We start from the raw sequence: 19954 nt of genomic DNA, 5'->3' as shown, positions 1-19954 counted from the left end.
CTTGGTCCAATTGCCCGCTTCGCCCAGCCCCAGGGCGGCCCGCGCCACCCCAAACCCCAGCGTGCTGCTGGCAAAAGCGTGCGCAATGGCGGCACCGCTCCAGGCAATAATCGAGAGCGTATAGCCCCGCTTGGTTCCAATCCGGTCGATGAGCCGCCCAAACAGCAGCAGTCCCACCGCATACGCCGCCGAAAAAGCCATGACGATGTGCCCGTAGTCCGTCTCGGTCCAACTAAACTGCGTTTCCAGCGTCGGCTTGAGCAAACCAATCACCTGCCGGTCGAGGTAGTTGATGCTGGTGGCGAAGAACAGCAGCGCCACGACGGTCCAGCGGTAGCGGCCTGGGGAAGATGGGGTCATGGGCTCGTTGTTGGATTGGTATGGTTAGGCGCCGGGAAGGGAGGTTGCCCCCGGCGAACAAAGACAAAGGGGTACCCTACCAGTCATCCGTCCGAAACGAGGACGCTGGCAGCCCGTCATTATTGAATAAATCGCCGGTTACAAACTCCTTGAAGGCGTAGCGCACGGCCACGGGGGCCGCCACCTGCTCACTCGCCACTTCCACTTTGCCGCTTTTTATGGTGGCCGTGGCGGGGTAAAAAACCTTGTCGGCCCCGGCCACCTCAAACAGCGCGAGCGGCTTGCCAAAAGAAGTCAGGCCGTACTCGGCGTAGTCGAAGCTCAGCATGGCTTTGCGGCCGTCCACCGTCAGGCTTTTGTACACCGGGCCGCTGTAGGTGATGCCCTTGATGCCGTAGGTTTTGGCCAGGGCCCAGTAGGCCAGGCGCTGCGCGGGGGCGGTTTTGTCCATGAAGTGGATGTATTTCTCCATGCCTACGTCCATCGCCGAGGCCATGCCGGAATTGGGAATGGCGGCCATGCTTTTGAGCTGGGCTTCGCGCAGGCGGGCGCCGCTGCGGGTTTTGTCGGTCGAGCCGAAGGGCGCAATCTGCAGGTAGTAAAACGGGAACTCGCCCTGGCCCCACTGCTGGCGCCAGTCGGCTACCATCGCCGGAAACAGCTTTTCGTAGAGGGCCGGCTCGTGGCGGTTGCTTTCGCCCTGGCACCAGATAACGCCCCGGATGCCGTAGCCTACTACGGGCGCTATCATGCCGCTAAAAAGGGCGGTGGGCGCTTTGTGCGGGGCTTTCACCGTGTCCAGGCTAGGCGGAATCCGCACCATTGGGAAGGCCTGCAGGCTGGCTGGGCTCATCCAGGTTTCAATCATGGTGCCGCCTACCGTGGACAGCACCAGCCCCACCGGCACGTGCAGCTGCCGCTGTAGCCGGGCGCCAAACTGGTAGGCCAGGGCGCTGAACTCGCGCACGGTTTCGGGGGTGGCCGCGTCCCATTGGCCTTTGCAGTCGGCCTGGGGCATCAGGGCCGTGGCCCGGCTCACCTTAAACAAGCGCAGCGTGGGGCTGGCCGAGCTGGCAATCATTTCGTTGCCGTTCAGAATGGGCTGCGAATTGAAGCCGCGCATGGGCATCTCCATGTTCGACTGCCCCGAGCACACCCACACTTCCCCCACCAGCACGTTGCCGATGGTGAGCTTTTCGCCGTCGCTGAAGGTGAGCGAGTACGGCCCGCCCGCGCCCGGCGTAGCCACTTTCACGCGCCAGCGGCCCTGCGCATCGCCCTTGGCGGCGTAGGTTTTCTGGTCCCAGGAGGTCAGCACGCTCACCGCGCTGCCCGGTCGGGCCCAGCCCCACAGCGGGGCCTGGCTGCGCTGCTGCACTACCATATTGGGGCCAATGAGGGCTGGCAGGCGGATTTTGGCCCGCGCCCGCGGCGCCGCCAAAAGCCCCGCCGCCACGGCGGCCAACAAAAACAGGTACTTCATCTAAAGTCGGGTTTTCGCTTTGATTTTGCGTTTCCCGGCGCTCGGAGCGGCGGGCGCGGCGGATTCCAGCGCCTGCATTTTGGCGGCGTAACGGCGGCCCAGTTCATCCGCCGACCCCCCATCGAAATGGGTTTGGTCGCCTTTGTCCACCAGGTTTTCCGAGGTGGCCACGGCGGTGTGGGGCACCACCTCGGGCAGGTGCCGGAGTTGAGCGTTGAAATCGATGTTGTTCGCTTTGAAACGGCCCAACTCGCCCGCCACCACCGGCAGCGCGGGCTGGCCCGTGAGCAGGCGCACCCGCCCGATGAGCTCGCTCAGCTTGGGCAGGTAGGCCGCAGCGGCCGTGGGGTTGCTGTCGGCCTCGCCCTGGTGCCAGAGCAGGCCCTTCACCACCCCACAACGCATGGCGTTTTGAATGCGCAAAACGGCATCGTCGTACGGGTGCGTTTGGGTGATGTCGTCGTAGGCGCCGGGCTGCCAGCGGCTGATGGCTGTGCCCCCCACCGCGCAGGGCACCAAGCCGATTTTGATGTTTGAATTCGCCTCGGCTATGGCCACGGCAAACGACAGGCCGGGCCCCACCCCCGCCACTTTGGGCTTGTCGAAATGCACCGGGTGGCGCGCCGGCACCCACTCGCCGGCCGCGTTTAGCATAAACACCCGCGCGTGGCCCACGCCTTGCAGGGCCTCGGTAAGGGGCCCGCGCCCGGCCATGTTCGACTGGCCCATGAGCAGGTAGAGGTGGAAGCCGGGGTCGGGTTGGGGGCACGGCTGGCCCTGCGCCCGCGCAATTGTGGGCAGCCAGGCCAGCAGCCCGAGCAGCAGGAAAAGGCATTCCATCCGTTTCATCCGGTAAGGCCTTTACTTGAATTTCACTTGCAGCGGCGAGGCCAGCCGCCGGGCAAAGTCCGCCAGGTAAGCATCCCACTCCGCCGCCGAGGCGTACTGGCCGCTCTTCTTCCAGCCGAAGCCGGCGTAGTACACCACTTTGTTCGCGGGCTTCACCCTGATGTGCAGCTGGCTCAGGTCTTTCTTCTCCGTCCGGTAGTCGGCGAAACGGAGCAGGGCGGCGGGCGTTATCACCACGCCGGTGCCCATTTCTGAATCATCGACGGGCTCCCAATAGCGGAACCAGCCGGCCGTGGAGTCGGCTTTTACCGTGCCTTTCTGATTGTGCAGGGTCAGGCCGATGGTGCAGTTCGGCAGGGGCTGGGCGCTGCTCAGCTGTTCTTCGTAGCGGGTCAGGTTGCTGCCCAAATCCAGCGAAATGCGCTTTTTTTCCGTCACGGTGCGGCCGTTGGCGTCCCAGGGGGCATAGGTCAGCTCGAACACGGTGCGGATGGGGCCAGTAGCCAGCGTCTTGTAACTCGTGAAGTTTTTGGAGACGTAGAGCTGGTCATTATCCCACACCCCGATGCCGCCGCAGCCCCGGCTCACGCCCACGTGGTAGGGGTCGTAGCCTTCGCCGATGTCTTTGTGGTAAAAGCCAGGGCGAACAACGTGGCCGGCATACCATTTGTCGATGACCGGAAACGACACGCGCTTCAGCCAGCAATCCATGCCGCTGCTCAGGGTGCCGTCTTTTTTGCCCGCCTCGAAAAGCTGCTGGGCCACGGGGCCGTAGGTGCGGAACGCCACCCGCTCGTTTTCCCAGGCGTAGTCGTCGGTGCGCTCGGGCACGAAGCGCGAAAACGTGGTGAACGGGCTTTGCGGCCGCTCGGCAGCCGCGTTTTTGGCGCTACTCAGCGCAAACTTCCGCTCGCCCCTGGCCGGCACATCGGTCTGAAAAATCAACTCGTCGGCCCGACCGTCGGCGTCGTTGTCCAGCAGCTGGCTCACCAGCACCTGCCCGCTGGCGGCGTCTTTCACCAGGATATTCTCGGGCCCGAAACTTTCGGCTAAGGCCCGCAGCTGGCTCATCGGCAGACTGACGGTTTCGGCTTTGCGCGCCAGGTTCAGGCGGTTGGTTACCGTGAGGACCTGGGTTTTGGGGGCCGGCGCACCTGCCAGCAAACCGCCCGATACGGCTGCCAAGGCACTATAAAGGACGAGGGAGGATTTTTTCACAAGACAAAATGGGGAGTGGTTCAATGCCCGCCGGGCCAGAGCGTCGGGGCGGGCCTAGCGTAGCGTGTCGAGGGGCACGGCGTCCATGTCGGTGTACTCGCGGTTTTCGCCGGCCATGCCCCAGATGAAGGCGTAGGCGCTGGTGCCACAGCCCGTGTGGATGGACCAGGGCGGCGAGAGAATAGCCTGCTCGTTGCTCACCCACAGCGGGCGGGTGTCCTGGGGCTCGCCCAGCAGGTGCAGCACGCGCTGGCCGGGGGGTAGGTTAAAGTACAGGTAGGCCTCCATGCGCCGGTCGTGGGTGTGGGCGGGCATGGTGTTCCACACGCTGCCGGGCTGTAGCTGCGTCAGGCCCATCACCAGCTGGCAGCTTTGCAGGCCCTCGGCGTAGATGTACTTGTAGATGGTGCGGCGGTTGGCCGTTTCGGCGGCGCCCATCTCCACCGGCGTGGCCTCGGCCTGGGTGCGCCGTGTGGTGGGGTGCGCCGCGTGCGCCGGGGCCGACAACAGGTAAAATTTGGCCGGGTGGGCCGGGTCGGCGCTCCGAAACTGCACGTCGGCCGCGCCCCGGCCCACGTAGAGGCAGTCCTGGTGGCCCAGCTCGAACACCGTGCCGTCGACCACAATCTGGCCCGGCCCGCCCACGTTGAGGGCGCCCAACTCGCGGCGCTCCAGAAAAAAGCGGGCCTTGAGCGACTCGGGGCACGGCAGGGCCACGGCCGAGCCAGCCGGCTGCACCCCGCCCACCATCATGCGGTCGTAGTGCGTGTAGGTCAGGCGTATTTCGCCGGGCGCGAACAGCGTCTCAATCAGGAAATGCTCCCGCAGCCCGGCAGTGTCGAGGGAAGCCGTTTCGCGGGGGCCAATGGCAAAGCGCTGGGTCATTTATTTAATAGTTAGTGATTAATGATCAGTGGTTTACGAATTGATGCAGTGGACGAATTAATCATTAACCACCGACCATTAACCATTGAAGAAATTACCGTCCCATCCAGCCGCCGTCAACGGTGAGAATGGTGCCGTGCACGTAGTCGGCGGCGGCGGAAGCGAGGAAAACAGTGGGACCTTTAAAGTCGTCGGGCTGGCCCCAGCGGCCGGCCGGAATGCGGGCCAGAATGGCGGTGCTGCGCTCCGGGTCCTGGCGCAGGGCCTCGGTGTTGTCGGTGGCGATGTAGCCGGGCGCGATGCCGTTCACATTCACGCCCCGGCCGGCCCACTCGTTGGCCAGCGCCTTCACCAGGCTGCCGACGGCGCCCTTGCTGGCCGCGTAGCCCGGCACCGTGATGCCGCCCTGAAAAGTGAGCAGCGAGGCCGTAAAGATGATTTTGCCGCTGCCCTGCCGCAGCATCTGCCCCCCGATGGCACGGGCCAGGCGGAAGGGCGCGCTCAGGTTGATGGCGAGCACCTCGTCCCAATCGGTGTCGGAGTGCTCGGCGGCTGGCGCCCGGCGGATGGTGCCGGCGTTGTTGACCAGGATGTCGATGCGCGGAAAATCCTGCATCACCTGGGCCGCAAACCGGTCCATCGACGCCCGCTGGCTGAAGTCGGCCTGGTAGGCGGAGAATTGCCGGCCCAGGGCCTCTACCTGCCGCGCCACCGCGCTGCCGGCCGGCGCCAGCGTGGCCGACACCCCGATGATGTCGGCCCCGGCTTCGGCCAGGCCCACGGCCATGGCCAGGCCAATGCCGCGGTTGCAGCCCGTTACCAGGGCCCGTTTGCCGGTAAGACTAAATAGCGGGGCGTTGTTCATGAGGGAAAGCTACAGGGAGGGCGGCTTAGAAGCCGATGGAATTGCCGCCATCGACGGGCAGCGAGGCGCCGGTGATGTAGCAGGCCGCTTCGGAGGCCAGGAACACGGCGGCGTTGCCGATGTCGGCCGGCTGGCCGAAGCAGCCCATGGGCGTGCGGCGCAGGGCGCGGTCGCGGCGCTCGGGGTCGTTGTTCAGGGCCGTGCGGCTCATCTCGGTTTCGATGAAGCCCGGCGCGATGGCATTCACCCGCACGTTGTCCTTGGAAAACTCCGAGGCCAGCACCTTCACCATGCCCTCCACCGCTGATTTGGAGGCCGCGTAGGCCACCACGCGGTCAATGCCGTAGTAGGCAGCCATCGACGAAATCATGAGAATAACGCCCTTGCGGCGGGCCACCATGCGCCGGGCGCAGGCGCGGGTGAGGGCAAAAACGGAATTGAGGTTGGTGTGAATAATGCGATTGAATTCTTCGTCCGTTACTTCCAGCGCCGGCTTTTTCAAGTTGATGCCGGCATTGTTCACCAAGATGTCGAGCGGGCCGTGCAGAGCTTCGATTTCCGCTACCAAGCCATCGAGAGAACCCAGGTCGGCCACGTCGTTCACGAGGTATTGCACCGCGTCGCCAAGCTCGTTTTTGGCGTCGCGCAACACCGCCTCCCGCCGACCCGTGATGACGACCGTGGCCCCGGCGTGCGCCATGCAGCGTGCGATTTCCAACCCGATGCCCGTGCCCCCGCCCGTTACCAACGCCAACTGGCCTTCCAGCGAAAAAAGGTTGCGGCCGGGCCGGGTTTTGGCCTGAACCACGCTGCCCGCGGCTATTCCATTGAGTAAGTCTTTCATAAAATCAGCTTGCAATAGCGTGATGAACAGGTTCTAAGGTTTCGCTCAGGGCCCGGCGGATGCCCAGCTCCAGGCCGCGCAGCTCAGCCAGGCCGCGCAGGCGGCCGATGGCGGAGTAGCCGGGGTAGGTCTTTTTATCCGGCCTCAGGTCGTCGAGCATCTGGTGGCCGTGGTCGGGGCGCATGGGCAGGGCGGCACAGCCCCGGCCGGCCCGCTCGCGGCGCTGCTCTTCGCGCACCAGCTCGCGCACCACGGCGTACATGTCCACGTCGCCGGCCAGGTGGTCGGCCTCGTGAAAATTGCGCGGGTTGGCTTCGCGCCGGGTGGCGCGCAGGTGCACGAAGTGAATGCGCGGCCCGAAGCGGCGCACCATGCCGGCCAGGTCGTTGTCGGGCCGTACGCCCAGCGAGCCGGTGCAAAACGTGAGGCCGTTGGCGGGGTGGTCGTAGGCGGACAGCAGGCCGGCCAGGTCTTCCTCGGTGCTTACCACCCGTGGCAGCCCCAGCAGCGGAAATGGCGGATCGTCGGGGTGGATGCACAAGCGCACGCCCACCTCGGCCGCCACGGGCCCCACGGCGCGCAGGAAGTAGTGCAGGTTTTCGCGCAGCGCGGTGGCATCGATGCCTGCATACTCGTCCAGCATCGCCTGAAAGCCGGCCAGTTCGAAGCTCTCTTCCGCGCCGGGTAAACCCAGCAGAATGGTTTCGGTGAGCTGCTGAACTTGGGCCGGGTTCATGCCAGCAAACTGCGTCTTGGCCGCTGCCACCACTTCGGGCTCGTAGTCCGCTTCGGCCCCCGGCCGCCGCAGAATGCAGAGGTCGAACAGCGCAAAATCTTCCCACACGAAACGCAGGGCCCGCGAGCCGTCGGGCATTTCGTAGCCCAGGTCGGTGCGCGACCAATCCAGCACGGGCATGAAGTTATAGCACACCGTGCGCACGCCGCAGGCCGCCAGATTGCGCAGGCTCTGCTGGTAGTTTTCGATGAGCTGCTCGCGCCCCGGCCGGCCTTTTTTGATGTCCTCATGCACCGGTAGGCTTTCCACCACCAGCCAGTGCAGGGGCGCGTACGCGCCGTTGTCGGCTTCGATGAGCTGCCGGCGGGCGCGGATTTCGGCCACCGGCCACACCGCGCCCACCGGCAGGTGGTGCAGGGCCGTGACCACGCCCACGCAGCCCGCCTGGCGCAAATCGAACAACGAAACCGGGTCCTGGGGCCCGAACCAGCGCATGGTGTGCCGCATAGCTGTGGAGAAAATCGAGGTAGAAATCGGTGGACTAATGGGCAGTGGCGCGCAGGGAAGGCCGAAGCTGAAACAGGAGACCAATCAGGAAGCGGGGCTACTCTTTGTAGGAGTGGTCGGCTTTCACATCAACCCCCGCCCAGATTTTCTTGGCCGTCCAGTCCTGGGCCGGGCTCGCCCAGAACGCATCGGAGGCCGGCAGCCCCAGGGGCAAAAAGGCCACTGAGCACAGGTAGAGGCTGCCCGTGGAAATGTAGTTTTCGCCAATGCCGGGCTGGTGGCCGCACAAGCCGATTTGCAGCCAGCCCCCGGCATCGAAGGTGCCCGGCGCCTCCAGCGTGCGCCGGATAACGGCCGTGAGGGCCGTGCGCGCCTGGCCCGGCGGCAGCTCGGCCGGCAACTGGCGCTGCAGGGCCACATCGGCCAGCAGCTGAAACGCCCCGCAGCGGTAGGCCAGCGAGCGGCCGAACGCGGCAAAGGAGCCGTCGGGGCCGATGAGCCGCTCCTGTATCGTAGCGTAGCGCTGGGCCCGGCTCAGTACCTTGGCGGCCAGTTCCTTGTCGCCCTTGCCCGCGTCGACCAGCGTGCGCAGCACCTGCAGCAGCATGGGCTGGATGACGTAGCCGTTGTAATAGTCCCAGTGAAATTCGGGGCCGTCGCCGTAGGCGCCGTCGCCCTTGTACCAGCTTTGGTGCTGGCGCAGGGCATAGTCCATGCGCATCTCGTCGCCGGCGCCGGTAAACTTGAGCAGCGCCGCCTCAATGGTGGCGCTGAACAGCAGCCAGTTGTTGTAGCCCGGCTTGATGACGCGGCTGCTTTGCAGGGCCTGCACCACGTGCTGCTGGGTGGCGGCCGGCAGCTTTTCCCAGAGCTGCGTGGGCGCCCGCAGCAGCCCCAGGGCCAGAAACGCCGCGTCCACCACCGGCTGGCGCGTCTGGTTGAAGTTCAGAAAGTCGGGTGAGGCCGGGTTTACGGCGTTGGCCAGGGCCCGCCGGGCGAGCTGGCGGTACTGCTCCTGCTGGGCTTGCTCGCCGGCTTCGGCTGCGTGCTCCAGCCAGGGGGCCAGCCCCGCCATCGAGCGGCCCAGGGCCTCCAGGTGCGACACCTTGCGGCGGCTTTCCTGGTTTTCAGCCGCCGATTCCACCGGCATCCGGGCTTTCAGCTGGCCTTTGTCCAGGGCCTGCAGCACGGGGTCCACCACTTTCAGCAGCGTTTGCAGCCAGTAGGCGCGGTCGTTTTTCGGCGGCTTCGGCGCGTGGGAGGCGGCGGCGGCCAGCGCGCCGGGCACCCCCGTGCCCACCAGCGGCAGCGCCGCGGCCCCCGACAGCAACCCGGTAAAATGGCGACGGTTCATGGCTTATTGGGCGAGCTTGATGACTTCGGAGCCGGCCAGCAGGTAGGCGCCGGCCCCGTACACTTCATAGCTTTCGGCGTTGAAGTTGCGGCGCGGGTCGCCGCCGATGGGCTGCACCCAGCCCACGCGGCCCTCGGCCGACACCAGCCCGTTCAGGCCCGCCCAGGCTTTTTGCACCACGGGCAGGTACCGGGCCCGGTCAAGCAGGCCGTGGTTGATGCCCCAGGCCATGGCGAAGCAGTCGAAGCCCGAGCCCGAGCCCTCGCCGCCGGGGTAGGCCGCGGGGTCAAGCAGGCTGCCCCGCCACAGGCCGTCGGGCTGCTGCAGCTCGGCCAGCTTGGCGCTCATTTGCTGAAACAAGGTCACGTAGAAGCCCCGGCGCGGGTGGTCCGCGGGCAACTCGTTCAGCAGGAGCGCCAAGCCGCCTATCACCCAGCCGTTGCCGCGCGACCAGAACACCAGCTGGCCGTTGGCCTCGTAGGCCTTGCGCTTGCCCTCGCCCTCGGCCGTCGCCAGGTAGCGCGCGTCGCGGGCAAACAGGTGCTGCTCCTTGTGGTAGAGCCGTTCGTAGGTCTGGTGGTAAAGCGAGTCGCTGAAGGTGAAATACGACGGGTCATTCAGCGTCACGCTCATCTTGGTGAGCAGCGGCGGGGCCATGAACAGGGCGTCGCACCACCACCAGGTGATGCCGTGCTTTTCCTTCTCGGGGTTGGTGGCCAGCCGGCGCAGCTTGGCCACGGTGTCGATGGTAGCCTGAATCATGCGCCGGTCTTTCTTTAGGCGGTACAGGTTCAGATAGGTCTGGCTGATGGCAATGTCGTCGGCGTGGCCAAACTTCGGCGCCGGCAGCCAGCGGTTCCGCTCGCCCATGGCCATGAGCGAATCAAGGATTTTGGGCGACTGCGTGGCCTCGTAGGCCGCGAACACGCCGGCGTAGAAGGCGCCGTTGGTCCAGTCCGTGAGGGCGTGCTTGGGGTGGGCCAGCTGCCAGTCGGCCACCTTCAGCAGCCGCTTCTTGATGTAGCGGGGCTTGAAGAGCCTCTTGCTGACTCCCGCCGGCAGGGCGGCGCCGGCCGGCGGGGCGGCGCCGGCCGGGATGCCGGTGCCCAGAAACAGGGCCAGCAGGCAGACAGAAAAGGGGAACAGGAAACGAGGAGGAAAGCGCATAGTGGAGGGAAGGGGCGGGCCGGCAAAGACGCCGGCGCAGGTTATTTCTTTTGCTTGTCAAAAAATTCAATCAGCCCGAACACGTTCTGATTCAGCTGCTTCATAGCGGGCAGTACCGTGGTGTAGGGCTGGTACTTGGTGTCCACGATGCCCTTGTTCACGCCCATGTCCGGCGGGTCGGTGCCGGGGTCGGTAGGGTCGTTGTCCTGGTAGCGGAAGTGGTGCCAGCCCACGCAGTTTTTGGCTTGCAGCAAGGCCAGGCAGAAGTTCTGGTAGTGGGTGGCGCGGTCGGCTTCCTTGCGCACCAGCCAGCCGGCGCCGGTCATGTTGCTCAGGCCCGAGTCCTCGGCTTTGGTGTAGAACTCGGAGATGAAAAACGGCTTGGTGGTCCAGCGGGCCCACTGGGCCAGGGTGGCGCGGGTGGGCTGCCACTGCCCGTAGAAGTTTATCGACACCACGTCCACGTAGGGCTCGGCAGCGGCGAAGATGTGGCGGTTGAACTTGGCGCTGCCGTGCAGCCGGGTGCCCAAGTAGAGGTGGTTGGGGTCGTTTTTCTTGATGGCCGGGCTCACGGCCTGGTAGTACTTCGCGGCCGCGTAGCCGGCAAAGGCGTCCTTCAGGTCGGCCGTCAGGTGCGCCGAGTCGGCCTTTTGGGTGGCCAGCCACTGCACGGCGGCGGCGTAGGCGGGCTCAGCGGGGTCGCGCAGGGCCAGCACCTTGCCCAGTAGGGTCGGGATGAAAGCAATTTCGTTGTCGGAAAAATGGCCCAGCACGTTGGCGTCGGTGCGGTAGGCGGCCGCCCCGCGGGCGTGCTCCTGGCAGAAAGCCGCCCAGCCGGGGTCGAACACCACCGCCGGCCGGGGCTGCTGCTTGCTCGCGGGCCGGGACTTCAGCAGCTGCTGCCCAAACGTGTTGATAAACCCCAGCATGGGGGCGTAGGTGATGGGCTTCTTCGCCGTGCGGTTGTACTCCTGAATGGCCGGCGTTTCCGACCAGGTGCCAGCCCCGTTGAAGCCGCCTTGGTCCAGCACAGCCTGGGTTTTGGCCAGCCAGTCCTGGGGCGAGGCAAACGCCTTGGCAAACGCCGCCGTGCTGGTGGCCGCCGGCGCCGGCCGGATGCTGGTCACGGCCATGGTCAGGCCCGGGTGCCCGTCCGGGTCCACCAGCCACCACCGGCCCTTCACTTGCTGGGTCCGGAAAAAGCCCGTGGCTTTCCACGTGCGCGTGGCGTCGCCGCCGTAGCGGCTCAACGCCGGGGGCGGCGCGGGGCGGAAGCCCGGCAGCCGGTCCACGGTCATCGCCTTGAAGGTTACCCAGGGCGAATAGAAGGGGACGTGCTGCTTGTCGCGGCTCCACTTGCGGGCCTCCACGGTCAGCGAGTCGGTTGTCTGGGCGGGGGCGGGCAGGCCGGCCGCCAGCAGCGGCAAAGCCAGCCAGGCCCTGGCGCGTGTTTTCAGGGTTTTCATTAGTGTCATCGGCAGCACGGGGCGCTTGGTGGCAATAAATAAGAATGGGAAAAGGCCGGGAGCAAGTCCTACCAGGCTCGGCAGCAGGGGGCGGCGGCGGTTCACTCACCACTGCGAAGCCGTTCACGGCCGCCCTACTCACCTAACCCAACGGGCCAATTCCTCCCCTCAGCCCGCAGTCCTCGGCGCTAGTAGTTGGGGTTCTGCGGCAGGACCCGGGTCAGGTTGGCGTCAATCACTGACTGCGGGATGGGCAGCAGCTGGTCGCGGGGCGTGATTTTGGGACCTGAAATCTTGTTATAGAGTCGGGTGCGCTCCAGCCACTTGCCGGTGCGCAGCAAGGTGTAGCGGCGGTGTTCCTCCGATATCAGCTCCCGCGACCGTTCGTCCAGAATAAAGTCCAGCGTCACGTTGGCGGCCGTCACGGGCGTGGCGCGCGCGCGGGCCCGCAGCGTGGTGAGGGTGGTGGCTGCGCCGGCCGCGTCGCCCAGCTTCAACTGGGCCTCGGCCAGCAGCAGGTAGGTTTCGCCCAGGCGCAGGTAAAGCTGGTCGTTGTAGTTCGACGAGTTCTGCACGTCTTCCGGCACCGCGGGGGCCCAGTCCCACTTGCGGGTGCTGGGCCAGCTGGGGTTGGCCAGGGTTTCGAGGCCGGTGCGGGTGGTGCGCACCGTGTCGCCCAGCCGGGCGCCGGTGGGCAGGGCGTTGGCGGCCGTGTTGTTCATCAGCCAGAACTGCCGGATGGCGTGGTAGGAGTTGCGCTCGTCGCCGGGCCCGTACAAGCTCAGGCCGAAGCGGGTGATGCCAAAGCGGCCGAGGCCCCGGCCCCCGTTGTCGGCGGTGACGACGATGGGCCGCTTCCCGCCCACCGTAATGGTTTCGTAGCGGTTCACCCACCAGCGGCGCATGATGTTGAAGTCGCCGCCCAGCGACTGGTACTCGTTCTGCAGCACCCACAGGGCTTCGGTATTGCCCTGGCTGCGGTTGGAGTTGCCGTCGAGAAACATGTCCGTGAACGGCGTGCCGGGCAGCGCACGCCGCACGCCGTAGCGCGCCGTCACCAGCCGGTACAGCGGATTCGTTACCAGGGCCAGGGCTTTGTCTTTGGCCTGCTGGTTGTCGCCGGTGGTCAGGTACAGCTCGGCCAGGTAGTGCGTGGCCACGGCGCGGGGCATCCGGGCTTCGGTCGGCGCGGCTGCGGTCATGTTGGCCTCGGCAAACAGCAGGTCCTCTTCCATTTGGCGGCGCACGTCGGCCACGGGGGTCCGCTCGAAGTCGGTGCGGATGGTGGCGCCGCTGGTTTCCACCACGTTCAGCGGCACGTCGCCGAACAGGTAGGTGAGGTGGCGGTAGGCCCAGGCGCGGATGAGCCGGGCCTCGCCCACAATCTGGTTTTTCTCGACGGGTGTCCAGCGTACTTCCGGGTTTTCGGCCCGGCTGATGATGGTGTTGGCGGCGTTCACCACCTGGTAGAGGTACTCCCAGGTTTGCCGCACGCCGCCGTCGATGGCGCTGAGCTGGGGGCCGAATTCGTTGAACACCTGCTCGGGCGCACTCGTGGCCGGGAACTGGCTGAACGCATTATCGACGCCGATGAAGGCCGCCGTGAGGGGCAGGCTGTTGACGCCGCCGTCGGCGCCGGCCCGCTCCTTGCGCACCAGGTTCAGCAGCCCGTACAGGCCCGACTCAAAGCCGGCCTTGTTCACGAACAGGTTGTCGGGGGTGATGATGTCCAGCGGTTTTTCATCCAGAAAATCTTTCCGGCAGCTCGTCAGGGTCAGCGCCGGGCCCAGCAGCAGCAGGGCCAGCGCGCAGGCAGTGTATTTTTTCATGTTGATTCAGGAAAAAGGCGAGGCTAAAAACCCACGTTGAAACCCACCAGGTACTCGCGCTGCATGGGCAGGCCAAACTGGTTGCTCAGCTCCGGGTCGAGGCCCTTGTAGCCGGTGAAGGTGGCCAGGTTCCGGCCCGAGGCGTAGACCTTCAAACTGGCCATTTTGACGTATTGCAGCAGGGAGGCCGGCACCTGGTACGCCAGCGACACGTCCTTCAGCCGCGCAAAGCTGGCGTCCTGGTAGATGTTGATGTTGAACGTGTTGGCGTTGGCGTCGTTGGCCCAGTGCGCGGCGTTGGGGTTGTCGGGCGTCCACCAGTCTTTCTTGGTGGTGTTGCGGCGCACGTCGGTGAACACGGCGTCCTGCTCCAGCGGGTTCTCCTTGGTCACGGAGGCCACGCCCTGGATGAACACCATCAGCGACAAGCCTTTGTAGGCCACCGTGTTGGTGAGGCCGTAGGTGTACTTCGGGTCGAGGTTGCCCTGGAAGGTGCGGTCGTCGGAGTTGATTTTGCCGTCGCCGTTGGCGTCCAGCACCCGCACGTAGCCGGGGCGGGCCGTGGGCTGGGGCGAACCGGTCACCTCGTCGGCGCTGCGAAAAATGCCGCCGTACTCCAGGTCGTAGATGGTGCGGATGGGCCGGCCAATGAACCAGTTGTTGCTGGGGTCGTCGCGCCCGTCGCCGTACAGGTCCACGATGCGGTTGGCGTTGTAGGCCCCGTTGGCCGTGGTCACCCAGGTCAGGCCGTTGCGGCTCAGGTTGGTCGAAGTAATGCCCACTTCCACGCCCTCGTTGGCCGTTTTGCCAATGTTCTGGATAATGGTCCGGAAGCCTTGCACCGACGAGATGTTGCGAAACAGCAGCAGGTCGTAGGTCTGCCGCGAGTACACGTCCACGCTGCCCTGGATGCGGTTGTCCAGAAAGCCAAAGTCCAGGCCGGCGTTGGCCGAGCGGGTCGATTCCCAGCTCAGCTTCTCGTTGCCCAGCCGCGAGGGCACGTAGCCTGGCAGGATGGTCGTGCCGTTCAGGTACTGGCGGGTGGCCAGCGTGGCCAGCGACTGGTAGCTGCTCACGGCCTGGTTGCCGTTCAGGCCGTAGGAGGCCCGCAGCTTGAGGTTGGTCAGGAAATCGAACTTGCTCATGAACGCCTCGCGCGAGATGTTCCAGCCCACGGCCACCGAGGGAAAGATGCCGTACTTCGTATCGACCCCGAAGCCGGAATACCCGTCGCGCCGGGCCGTGAGCGTGAGCAGGTAGCGGCTGTCGTAGCCGTAGTTGACGCGCAGCATCTGCGACTCCAGGTTCTGCTTGGAAAAGTTCGACGTGGGGGTGAGCAGCGTCGCCGTATTCATCTGGTAGTTGGTCAGCACGTCGTTGGGAAAGCCTTTCCCAATCAGCTGCTGGCTGTCACTGTCGTTGCTCTGGCTGCTGTACAGGCCGGTCAGGTTCAGGTTGTGCTTGCCAAAGGCGTGCGCGTAGGTCAGGATGTTTTCCAGCGTAAAGTCCCGGTCCAGCGAGTTAATGTTGGTGGCGATGCCCCGGCCCTCGAGGCCGATGCGGGTGTCGCGCCCGTAGTAGGTCTGGCGGTTGGTCGTCTGCAGCTCCACGCCCGTGTTAATCTTGTAGGACAGCCCCTTCACAAACGGCAGGTCCACGCGCAGCGAGTTGGTGGTGAAGGTGCGGTACGTGTTGTTCACGTCGCGGGCCAGGAGGCCGGCCAGCGGGTTGCCGGCCAGGTTGTACTCGGGCCAGGCGTACACAGCCAGCGTGCCGTCGGCGTTGTAGGGGTTGGCCAGCGGAATGAAGAAGTTGGCGCCCTGCTCGCCCGCAAAATCCGCCGACACGCCGGCCCGGTTCTGGTACGACAGCTGCGAGGCCGACGAGAAGTTCAGCCAGGGCGTCACCTGCACGTTCAGGTTGGGCCGCAGCGTGTAGCGCTTGTAGTTGTCGTTCACGGCCACCCCGCCCACCGCCAGGTAGGTGGCGCCCACGTAGAAGGTGGCCTTGTCGCCCCCGCCCGACACGCCCAGGCTGTGCTGGGCCCGGTAGCCCTGCCGGGTCGCCTCCTTGTACCAGTCGGTGTAGGTGCCCGCATCGTAAATGGCCTGCTCGGAGGGCGAGATGGAGCCGCCCGGGGTGTTGGCCCGGTTCTTCTTGAAGTCGTAGAACTCGGGGCCGGTCAGCAGGTTTGGCCGGTTGGTGAGCTGCTGGATGCCGGCAAAAGCATCGTAGGTAATCCGCACCTGCCCGTTCTTGCCCTGCTTGGTGCTCACCAGAATCACCCCGTTCGAGCCCCGCGAGCCGTAGATAGCCGCCGCCGACGCATCTTTCAGCACCTCAATGGATTCCACGTCCGAGGGGTTGATGTCGGAGATGCTGCCCGTGTACGGAATGCCGTCCACGATGATAAGCGGCGTGGTGCTGGCGCTGATGGAGCTGCGCCCGCGCACCAGAATCGTCACGCTGTTCTGCTCGGCTCCCCCGGCATTGTTGTTAATCTGGAGGCCGGGAATGGAGCCCTGCAGCGCCTGCGCGATGTTGGTGTTGGGCAGCTGCGCGAGGCGCTCCTTGTTGATGGAAACCACCGCGCCGGTCAGGTCGCTCTTCTTTTGCGTACCGTAGCCCACCACCACCACGTCGCTCAGGGCCGTGGTTTCGGCCGCCAGCCGCACACTCACCGCCGCCTGCTTGGTCACCGCCACTTCCTGCGCCGCGAAGCCCAACGAGGAAATTACCAGGGTGCCCCCGCCGCTGGGCACGGCCAGCGAAAACCGGCCGCTGGCGTCCGTCGAAACGCCGGTGGTGGTGCCTTTCAGTACGACCGTGGCGCCGGGCAGGCCCGCGTTGTCGGCATCCGTCACCGTGCCGGTCAGCGTGCGCGTCACTGCCTGGGCCAGGCCGATTACCGGCGCGAGCCCCAGAATAGACCAGGCTACCAGTCCCCGGCCGAGCGCAGTCCTGAAGCCGATTAAGAAAGCGTAGAAGTGCATCTTCATAAAGGGTGGTTTTTAAAGAGGGAGAAGTCCGATTAATCCGGGGAGGGAGTGGCACGTGCCGGAGCCGTGTTGACAACTTTAGAAGCTGTTTAGGAATGCGTTTTTTTGCTTTGTTCAGTCATCCTCATCTGGCGTCCGCGCAGCGAAGGAGCTTCTCACCTCTGAATGATTGGCAGTAAAGCAACCGGCGCAGGCGTGATGAGGTCCTTCGCAAGCGGACGCCAGATGAGGATGACAGCGGTGGATGACAAGCGGGTAGAATTACTAAACAGCTTCAAAGTCATCTGGCTGTTGAACACCGTCTTTGGACCAACGCTAAAAAAGCAGAGGTTTGAGAATCAAGCCTTGCCTTACTCTCAAACCTCTGTATTCAGACCTCAGGGTTCGGTCTTTGGGGTTAGTTCATCAGGATTCTGCCGGTTTGCGTTCCGTTCTTTTCCGAAGCTACGGTAATCAGGTAAACTCCACGCCGTAAATGGAGCTTGTCTTTGTTCAAGCTTACTTATGGTGTTCTGGGCTTCGTTGAGTTGAAACAGGAAGTTGTCGGTATTGAAACAAAAAGCGGCGTTGCCCGAAATTTGCTCGCCGCAATAGTTGAAGAAATTGCCTTGTGCGGAAGAGCTAATTGCCGTGCGAATAATAAATCCGTTCCCGGTAATGTGTTCGAATCTGTTATCCCGAATGCTGATATTCGTGCTGGGGGTCCAATTGTCAATCTCGCCACCGCCGGCACTGGTGCCGTAAGTTGAATAAGAGCTTCGGATATCCCAGGGAGACTCCCAGTTCAATCCGGTGCGGCTCAGGTCGTGAATGTTGCACTGGCTAATCAGCAAATCATTCCATTTGCTGCGCACGGCCGTTCCGTTGATGTCAAAAAATATTCCACCGTAATAAGGGCTGGTAAATGACGCATGCTCACTGTTCACGCCGGTTACTTCCAGGCGGTTCAGGTGGATGTAATTGATGGTGCCGGCGTCTTCGTTTACCAGATGAATACCGCGCAGACGTGCTGCCGATGCGTTATTAATGTCGTTGCCCTGCAGGTAGTTGGTTACTTTTAAATCGTTCAGCTCGAAATACCCTTTGTTGTAGGAATACACGGTAGAAGCAGTTGCCCCTTGTGCGGCCAGGTATGGAAGGCCCCCCGTGCCGTATTTGCCATAAATAATGGGGGCACCGGCCGCGCCGCTGGAGCTTATTATCAGCTGGCCAATGAAAATCTCGCCGGAGTTAAACAGAATCTGGTCTCCGGGAGCAAAGGCCCTAGTGCTTACTTTACTCAGGGTTTGCCAGGGGCTGGTGGCCGATGTACCGGCGTTGCTGTCGTTTCCGGCTACGCTTACATAGTACGTAGTCGCGAATACATTAATTGGGAGCAAGCCAATTAAGCAACTGGTGATAAGCCATTTCATGGAGGCATAGGTTTGTTTCATTTTGTGAGGGTAAAGGGTTTGTTCCCTTTTTGACCAGACAAGCGGCTCAGCTGCTGTCAAAAACCGGTGCTGGCGCGAAGCAGGAAGCCTTGGTTGCTGTTGCTACATCGGTGACTATTGAAAAAGGTGCCTCAAAGCAGCTGTCTGGCAAGCCGCTGGAAGCGCCCCGGCAGGGCCAGCAAAAGTGCAATCGGGAGGTGAGGCCGGCCGCCTCGGGCAATGATAGGGACAGAAGGCAGCCGGCTAGCGTTTCCCGCTAACCTTGACCAAATGTAAAAGGAGTTTGCAAATTACAACCACTAAAAACAGCGTTTATTTAAACATATTGGCCGAAAAAATATCGGCAACGTTTCCGGAAACGTTGCCGATACCTAACTTCCGCAACAACCGCAGAAAAAAATTTCGCCTTACTTTTGATTTAGCCGAACCGGACCAAGTGCAAATCAGACGGTCGGGTCAAGGCGTTTACTTTCCTTAGCACAAACGGACATGATTTCCTGCGTCAAATGCCAGCGGCCCGACTCGGTCCTCAAGGCCGGCTTCGTGCGGGGCCGCCAGCGCTTTTTCTGCAAAGCCTGCGACTACCGCTTCGTTCTGCCCAAGGCCGACCAGCCCCCGGAGCGGCGGCGCACCCAAACCACTCTCGGCGACGTGGCGCGGGCCGTGGGCGTGGCGTCCTCCACCGTATCGCGCGCCCTGAACGGCCGTGCCGACATCAGCGCGACCACCCGCCAGGCCATTCTGGAAGCCGCTCAGGCGCTGGACTACCAGCCCAACACCCTGGCCCAAAGCCTGAAAAGCAGCGCCACGAACACCATCGGGGTAGTTATCCCCGACTTTGAGCGGCCGTTTTTCGCGACCGTGGTGAGCGGAATTCAGCAAGTGGCCGACGAGGCCGGGTACCAGGTAATGATTTGCCAGTCCAAGGAATCGTACGAAACCGAAGTGCGTAACGTGCGGGCCCTGGTGGCCAGCCGGGTCGATGGCCTGCTTATTTGCCATTCCCTGGAAACCAAGAACTTCGACCACGTAAAGCAGCCTGCCGACCGCGGCATCCCGGTGGTGCATTTCGACCGGGTGAGCGACGAAGTGAACAGCTCGCGCGTGATGATTGACGACTGGGGCGGCGCCTTTGCCGTCACCGAGCACCTGCTGCAGCAGGGCTGCCGCCGCATCGCGGTGCTGGCCGGGTCCGAGTCGCTGCTCATCAACCAGCAGCGGGTAGCGGGCTACCAAAGCGCGCTCAAGCAGTACCACATTCCGTTCCGCAGCGAGTGGCTCTGCTACAATACCTTCCAGTCTACCCTCACCCTGGCCGCCCTGAACCGGTGGCTGGAGCTGCCCGAACCGCCCGATGCCATCTTTGCCATCCGGTATTCTGATGCGTTCGACATCATGACGGCCCTCAAGCGGCGCGGCCTCCGCATCCCCGCCGATGTCGCCATTGCCGGCTTTGGGGATGAACCGCTAGCCGGCATGTTAGAACCCGGCCTCACCACCGTCGACTTGCACCCTCACCGCATCGGTCAGCAGGCGGCGCGGCTTTTTTTAGAGCAGATTCAGCAAAAAGAATTGTTTCATCCGCGCACCTATGTTATTCAAGGTGACCTCATCATTCGCAAATCTTCGCTCAAGGACCGCGACGAGGTATTCAAGCTGGGAATTTAGCCCCATGCTGCAGGTTGTTATTTCCTCCTTTTGCTAGATTGACCGTGGCTGTTGCAGAACTTCAAAATACGACACCAAGCGAGGCCGCTACCGACCAAAGCAGTCCCGCAAACCAATCGTACAGCTGATTTTTCAGGTCTCTCCGATAGGCGCGACCTATTTTCAAACGAGCTAGAGGGTTCTGCAACAGCCACGATGGTCTTATACGTACCTCAAGGCAATCGAAAGAGAGTAGCGAAAACGAAGGTTAAGACTATAGTTTTATCCGTTCGCTGGGTAAAGCATTGTCAG

Annotated in this window: 15 protein-coding genes; 1 reads left to right on the top strand and 14 read right to left on the bottom strand. The window is 63.6% G+C overall.

Translation table 11 applies throughout. The annotated features are described in order from the left end of the window. The 14 genes from B9A24_RS01110 to B9A24_RS01045 form a co-directional block, all read right to left on the bottom strand. A partial coding sequence (locus B9A24_RS01110; protein ID WP_143434685.1) for an MFS transporter occupies positions 1–360 on the bottom strand: 360 nt, incomplete at its 3' end. A gap of 76 nt (positions 361–436) precedes the next feature. Beyond that, entirely contained in the window at positions 437–1843 is a 1407-nt protein-coding gene (locus tag B9A24_RS01105; RefSeq protein ID WP_084443290.1) for a sialate O-acetylesterase, read from the bottom strand. Continuing rightward, complete coding sequence (locus B9A24_RS01100; protein WP_084443289.1) at positions 1844–2683, bottom strand: sialate O-acetylesterase; 840 nt, start codon at positions 2681–2683, stop codon at positions 1844–1846. Between the two features lie 21 nt (positions 2684–2704). Next, positions 2705–3910, bottom strand: coding sequence for a DUF4861 domain-containing protein (locus tag B9A24_RS01095; protein ID WP_084443288.1), 1206 nt, complete (start codon positions 3908–3910; stop codon positions 2705–2707). A gap of 54 nt (positions 3911–3964) precedes the next feature. Further along, a complete protein-coding gene (gene kduI / locus B9A24_RS01090) occupies positions 3965–4795 on the bottom strand; it encodes a 5-dehydro-4-deoxy-D-glucuronate isomerase (RefSeq protein WP_084443287.1) in 831 nt (276 codons plus the stop codon). A gap of 94 nt (positions 4796–4889) precedes the next feature. Continuing rightward, the gene (locus tag B9A24_RS01085; RefSeq protein ID WP_084443286.1) at positions 4890–5660 is read right to left on the bottom strand and encodes an SDR family NAD(P)-dependent oxidoreductase; all 771 of its coding nucleotides are present in this window, start codon (positions 5658–5660) and stop codon (positions 4890–4892) included. A gap of 25 nt (positions 5661–5685) precedes the next feature. Next, positions 5686–6504, bottom strand: coding sequence for an SDR family NAD(P)-dependent oxidoreductase (locus B9A24_RS01080; RefSeq protein WP_084443292.1), 819 nt, complete (start codon positions 6502–6504; stop codon positions 5686–5688). Positions 6505–6508: 4 nt separating this feature from the next. Next, positions 6509–7747 carry a mannonate dehydratase gene (uxuA, locus tag B9A24_RS01075; RefSeq protein WP_234996898.1) on the bottom strand — a complete coding sequence of 413 codons (1239 nt, stop codon included), beginning with the start codon at positions 7745–7747 and terminating at the stop codon, positions 6509–6511. A gap of 97 nt (positions 7748–7844) precedes the next feature. Continuing rightward, positions 7845–9101 carry a DUF2264 domain-containing protein gene (locus tag B9A24_RS01070; RefSeq protein ID WP_084443285.1) on the bottom strand — a complete coding sequence of 419 codons (1257 nt, stop codon included), beginning with the start codon at positions 9099–9101 and terminating at the stop codon, positions 7845–7847. Positions 9102–9104: 3 nt separating this feature from the next. Further along, entirely contained in the window at positions 9105–10268 is a 1164-nt protein-coding gene (locus B9A24_RS01065) for a glycoside hydrolase family 88/105 protein (RefSeq protein WP_084443284.1), read from the bottom strand. 41 nt (positions 10269–10309) lie between these two features. Then, positions 10310–11734 (bottom strand): hypothetical protein, encoded by a 1425-nt coding sequence (locus B9A24_RS01060; protein ID WP_234996895.1) that lies wholly within the window; start codon positions 11732–11734, stop codon positions 10310–10312. A gap of 188 nt (positions 11735–11922) precedes the next feature. Next, complete coding sequence (locus B9A24_RS01055; RefSeq protein WP_084443282.1) at positions 11923–13563, bottom strand: RagB/SusD family nutrient uptake outer membrane protein; 1641 nt, start codon at positions 13561–13563, stop codon at positions 11923–11925. A 23-nt stretch (positions 13564–13586) separates the two neighbouring features. Further along, complete coding sequence (locus tag B9A24_RS01050; protein ID WP_084443281.1) at positions 13587–16562, bottom strand: SusC/RagA family TonB-linked outer membrane protein; 2976 nt, start codon at positions 16560–16562, stop codon at positions 13587–13589. A 377-nt stretch (positions 16563–16939) separates the two neighbouring features. Continuing rightward, the gene (locus B9A24_RS01045) at positions 16940–17995 is read right to left on the bottom strand and encodes a hypothetical protein (protein ID WP_084443280.1); all 1056 of its coding nucleotides are present in this window, start codon (positions 17993–17995) and stop codon (positions 16940–16942) included. Between the two features lie 489 nt (positions 17996–18484). Between B9A24_RS01045 and B9A24_RS01035 the strand changes: the two genes are divergently transcribed. Next, positions 18485–19663: a substrate-binding domain-containing protein gene (locus B9A24_RS01035; protein WP_084443278.1), complete on the top strand. Its 1179-nt coding sequence runs from the start codon at positions 18485–18487 to the stop codon at positions 19661–19663. Positions 19664–19954 lie beyond the last annotated feature (291 nt).

Origin of the sequence: Hymenobacter roseosalivarius DSM 11622 (assembly GCF_900176135.1) — a bacterium.
Lineage (GTDB): Bacteria > Bacteroidota > Bacteroidia > Cytophagales > Hymenobacteraceae > Hymenobacter > Hymenobacter roseosalivarius.
This window is presented reverse-complemented; position numbering and strand designations above follow the sequence as displayed.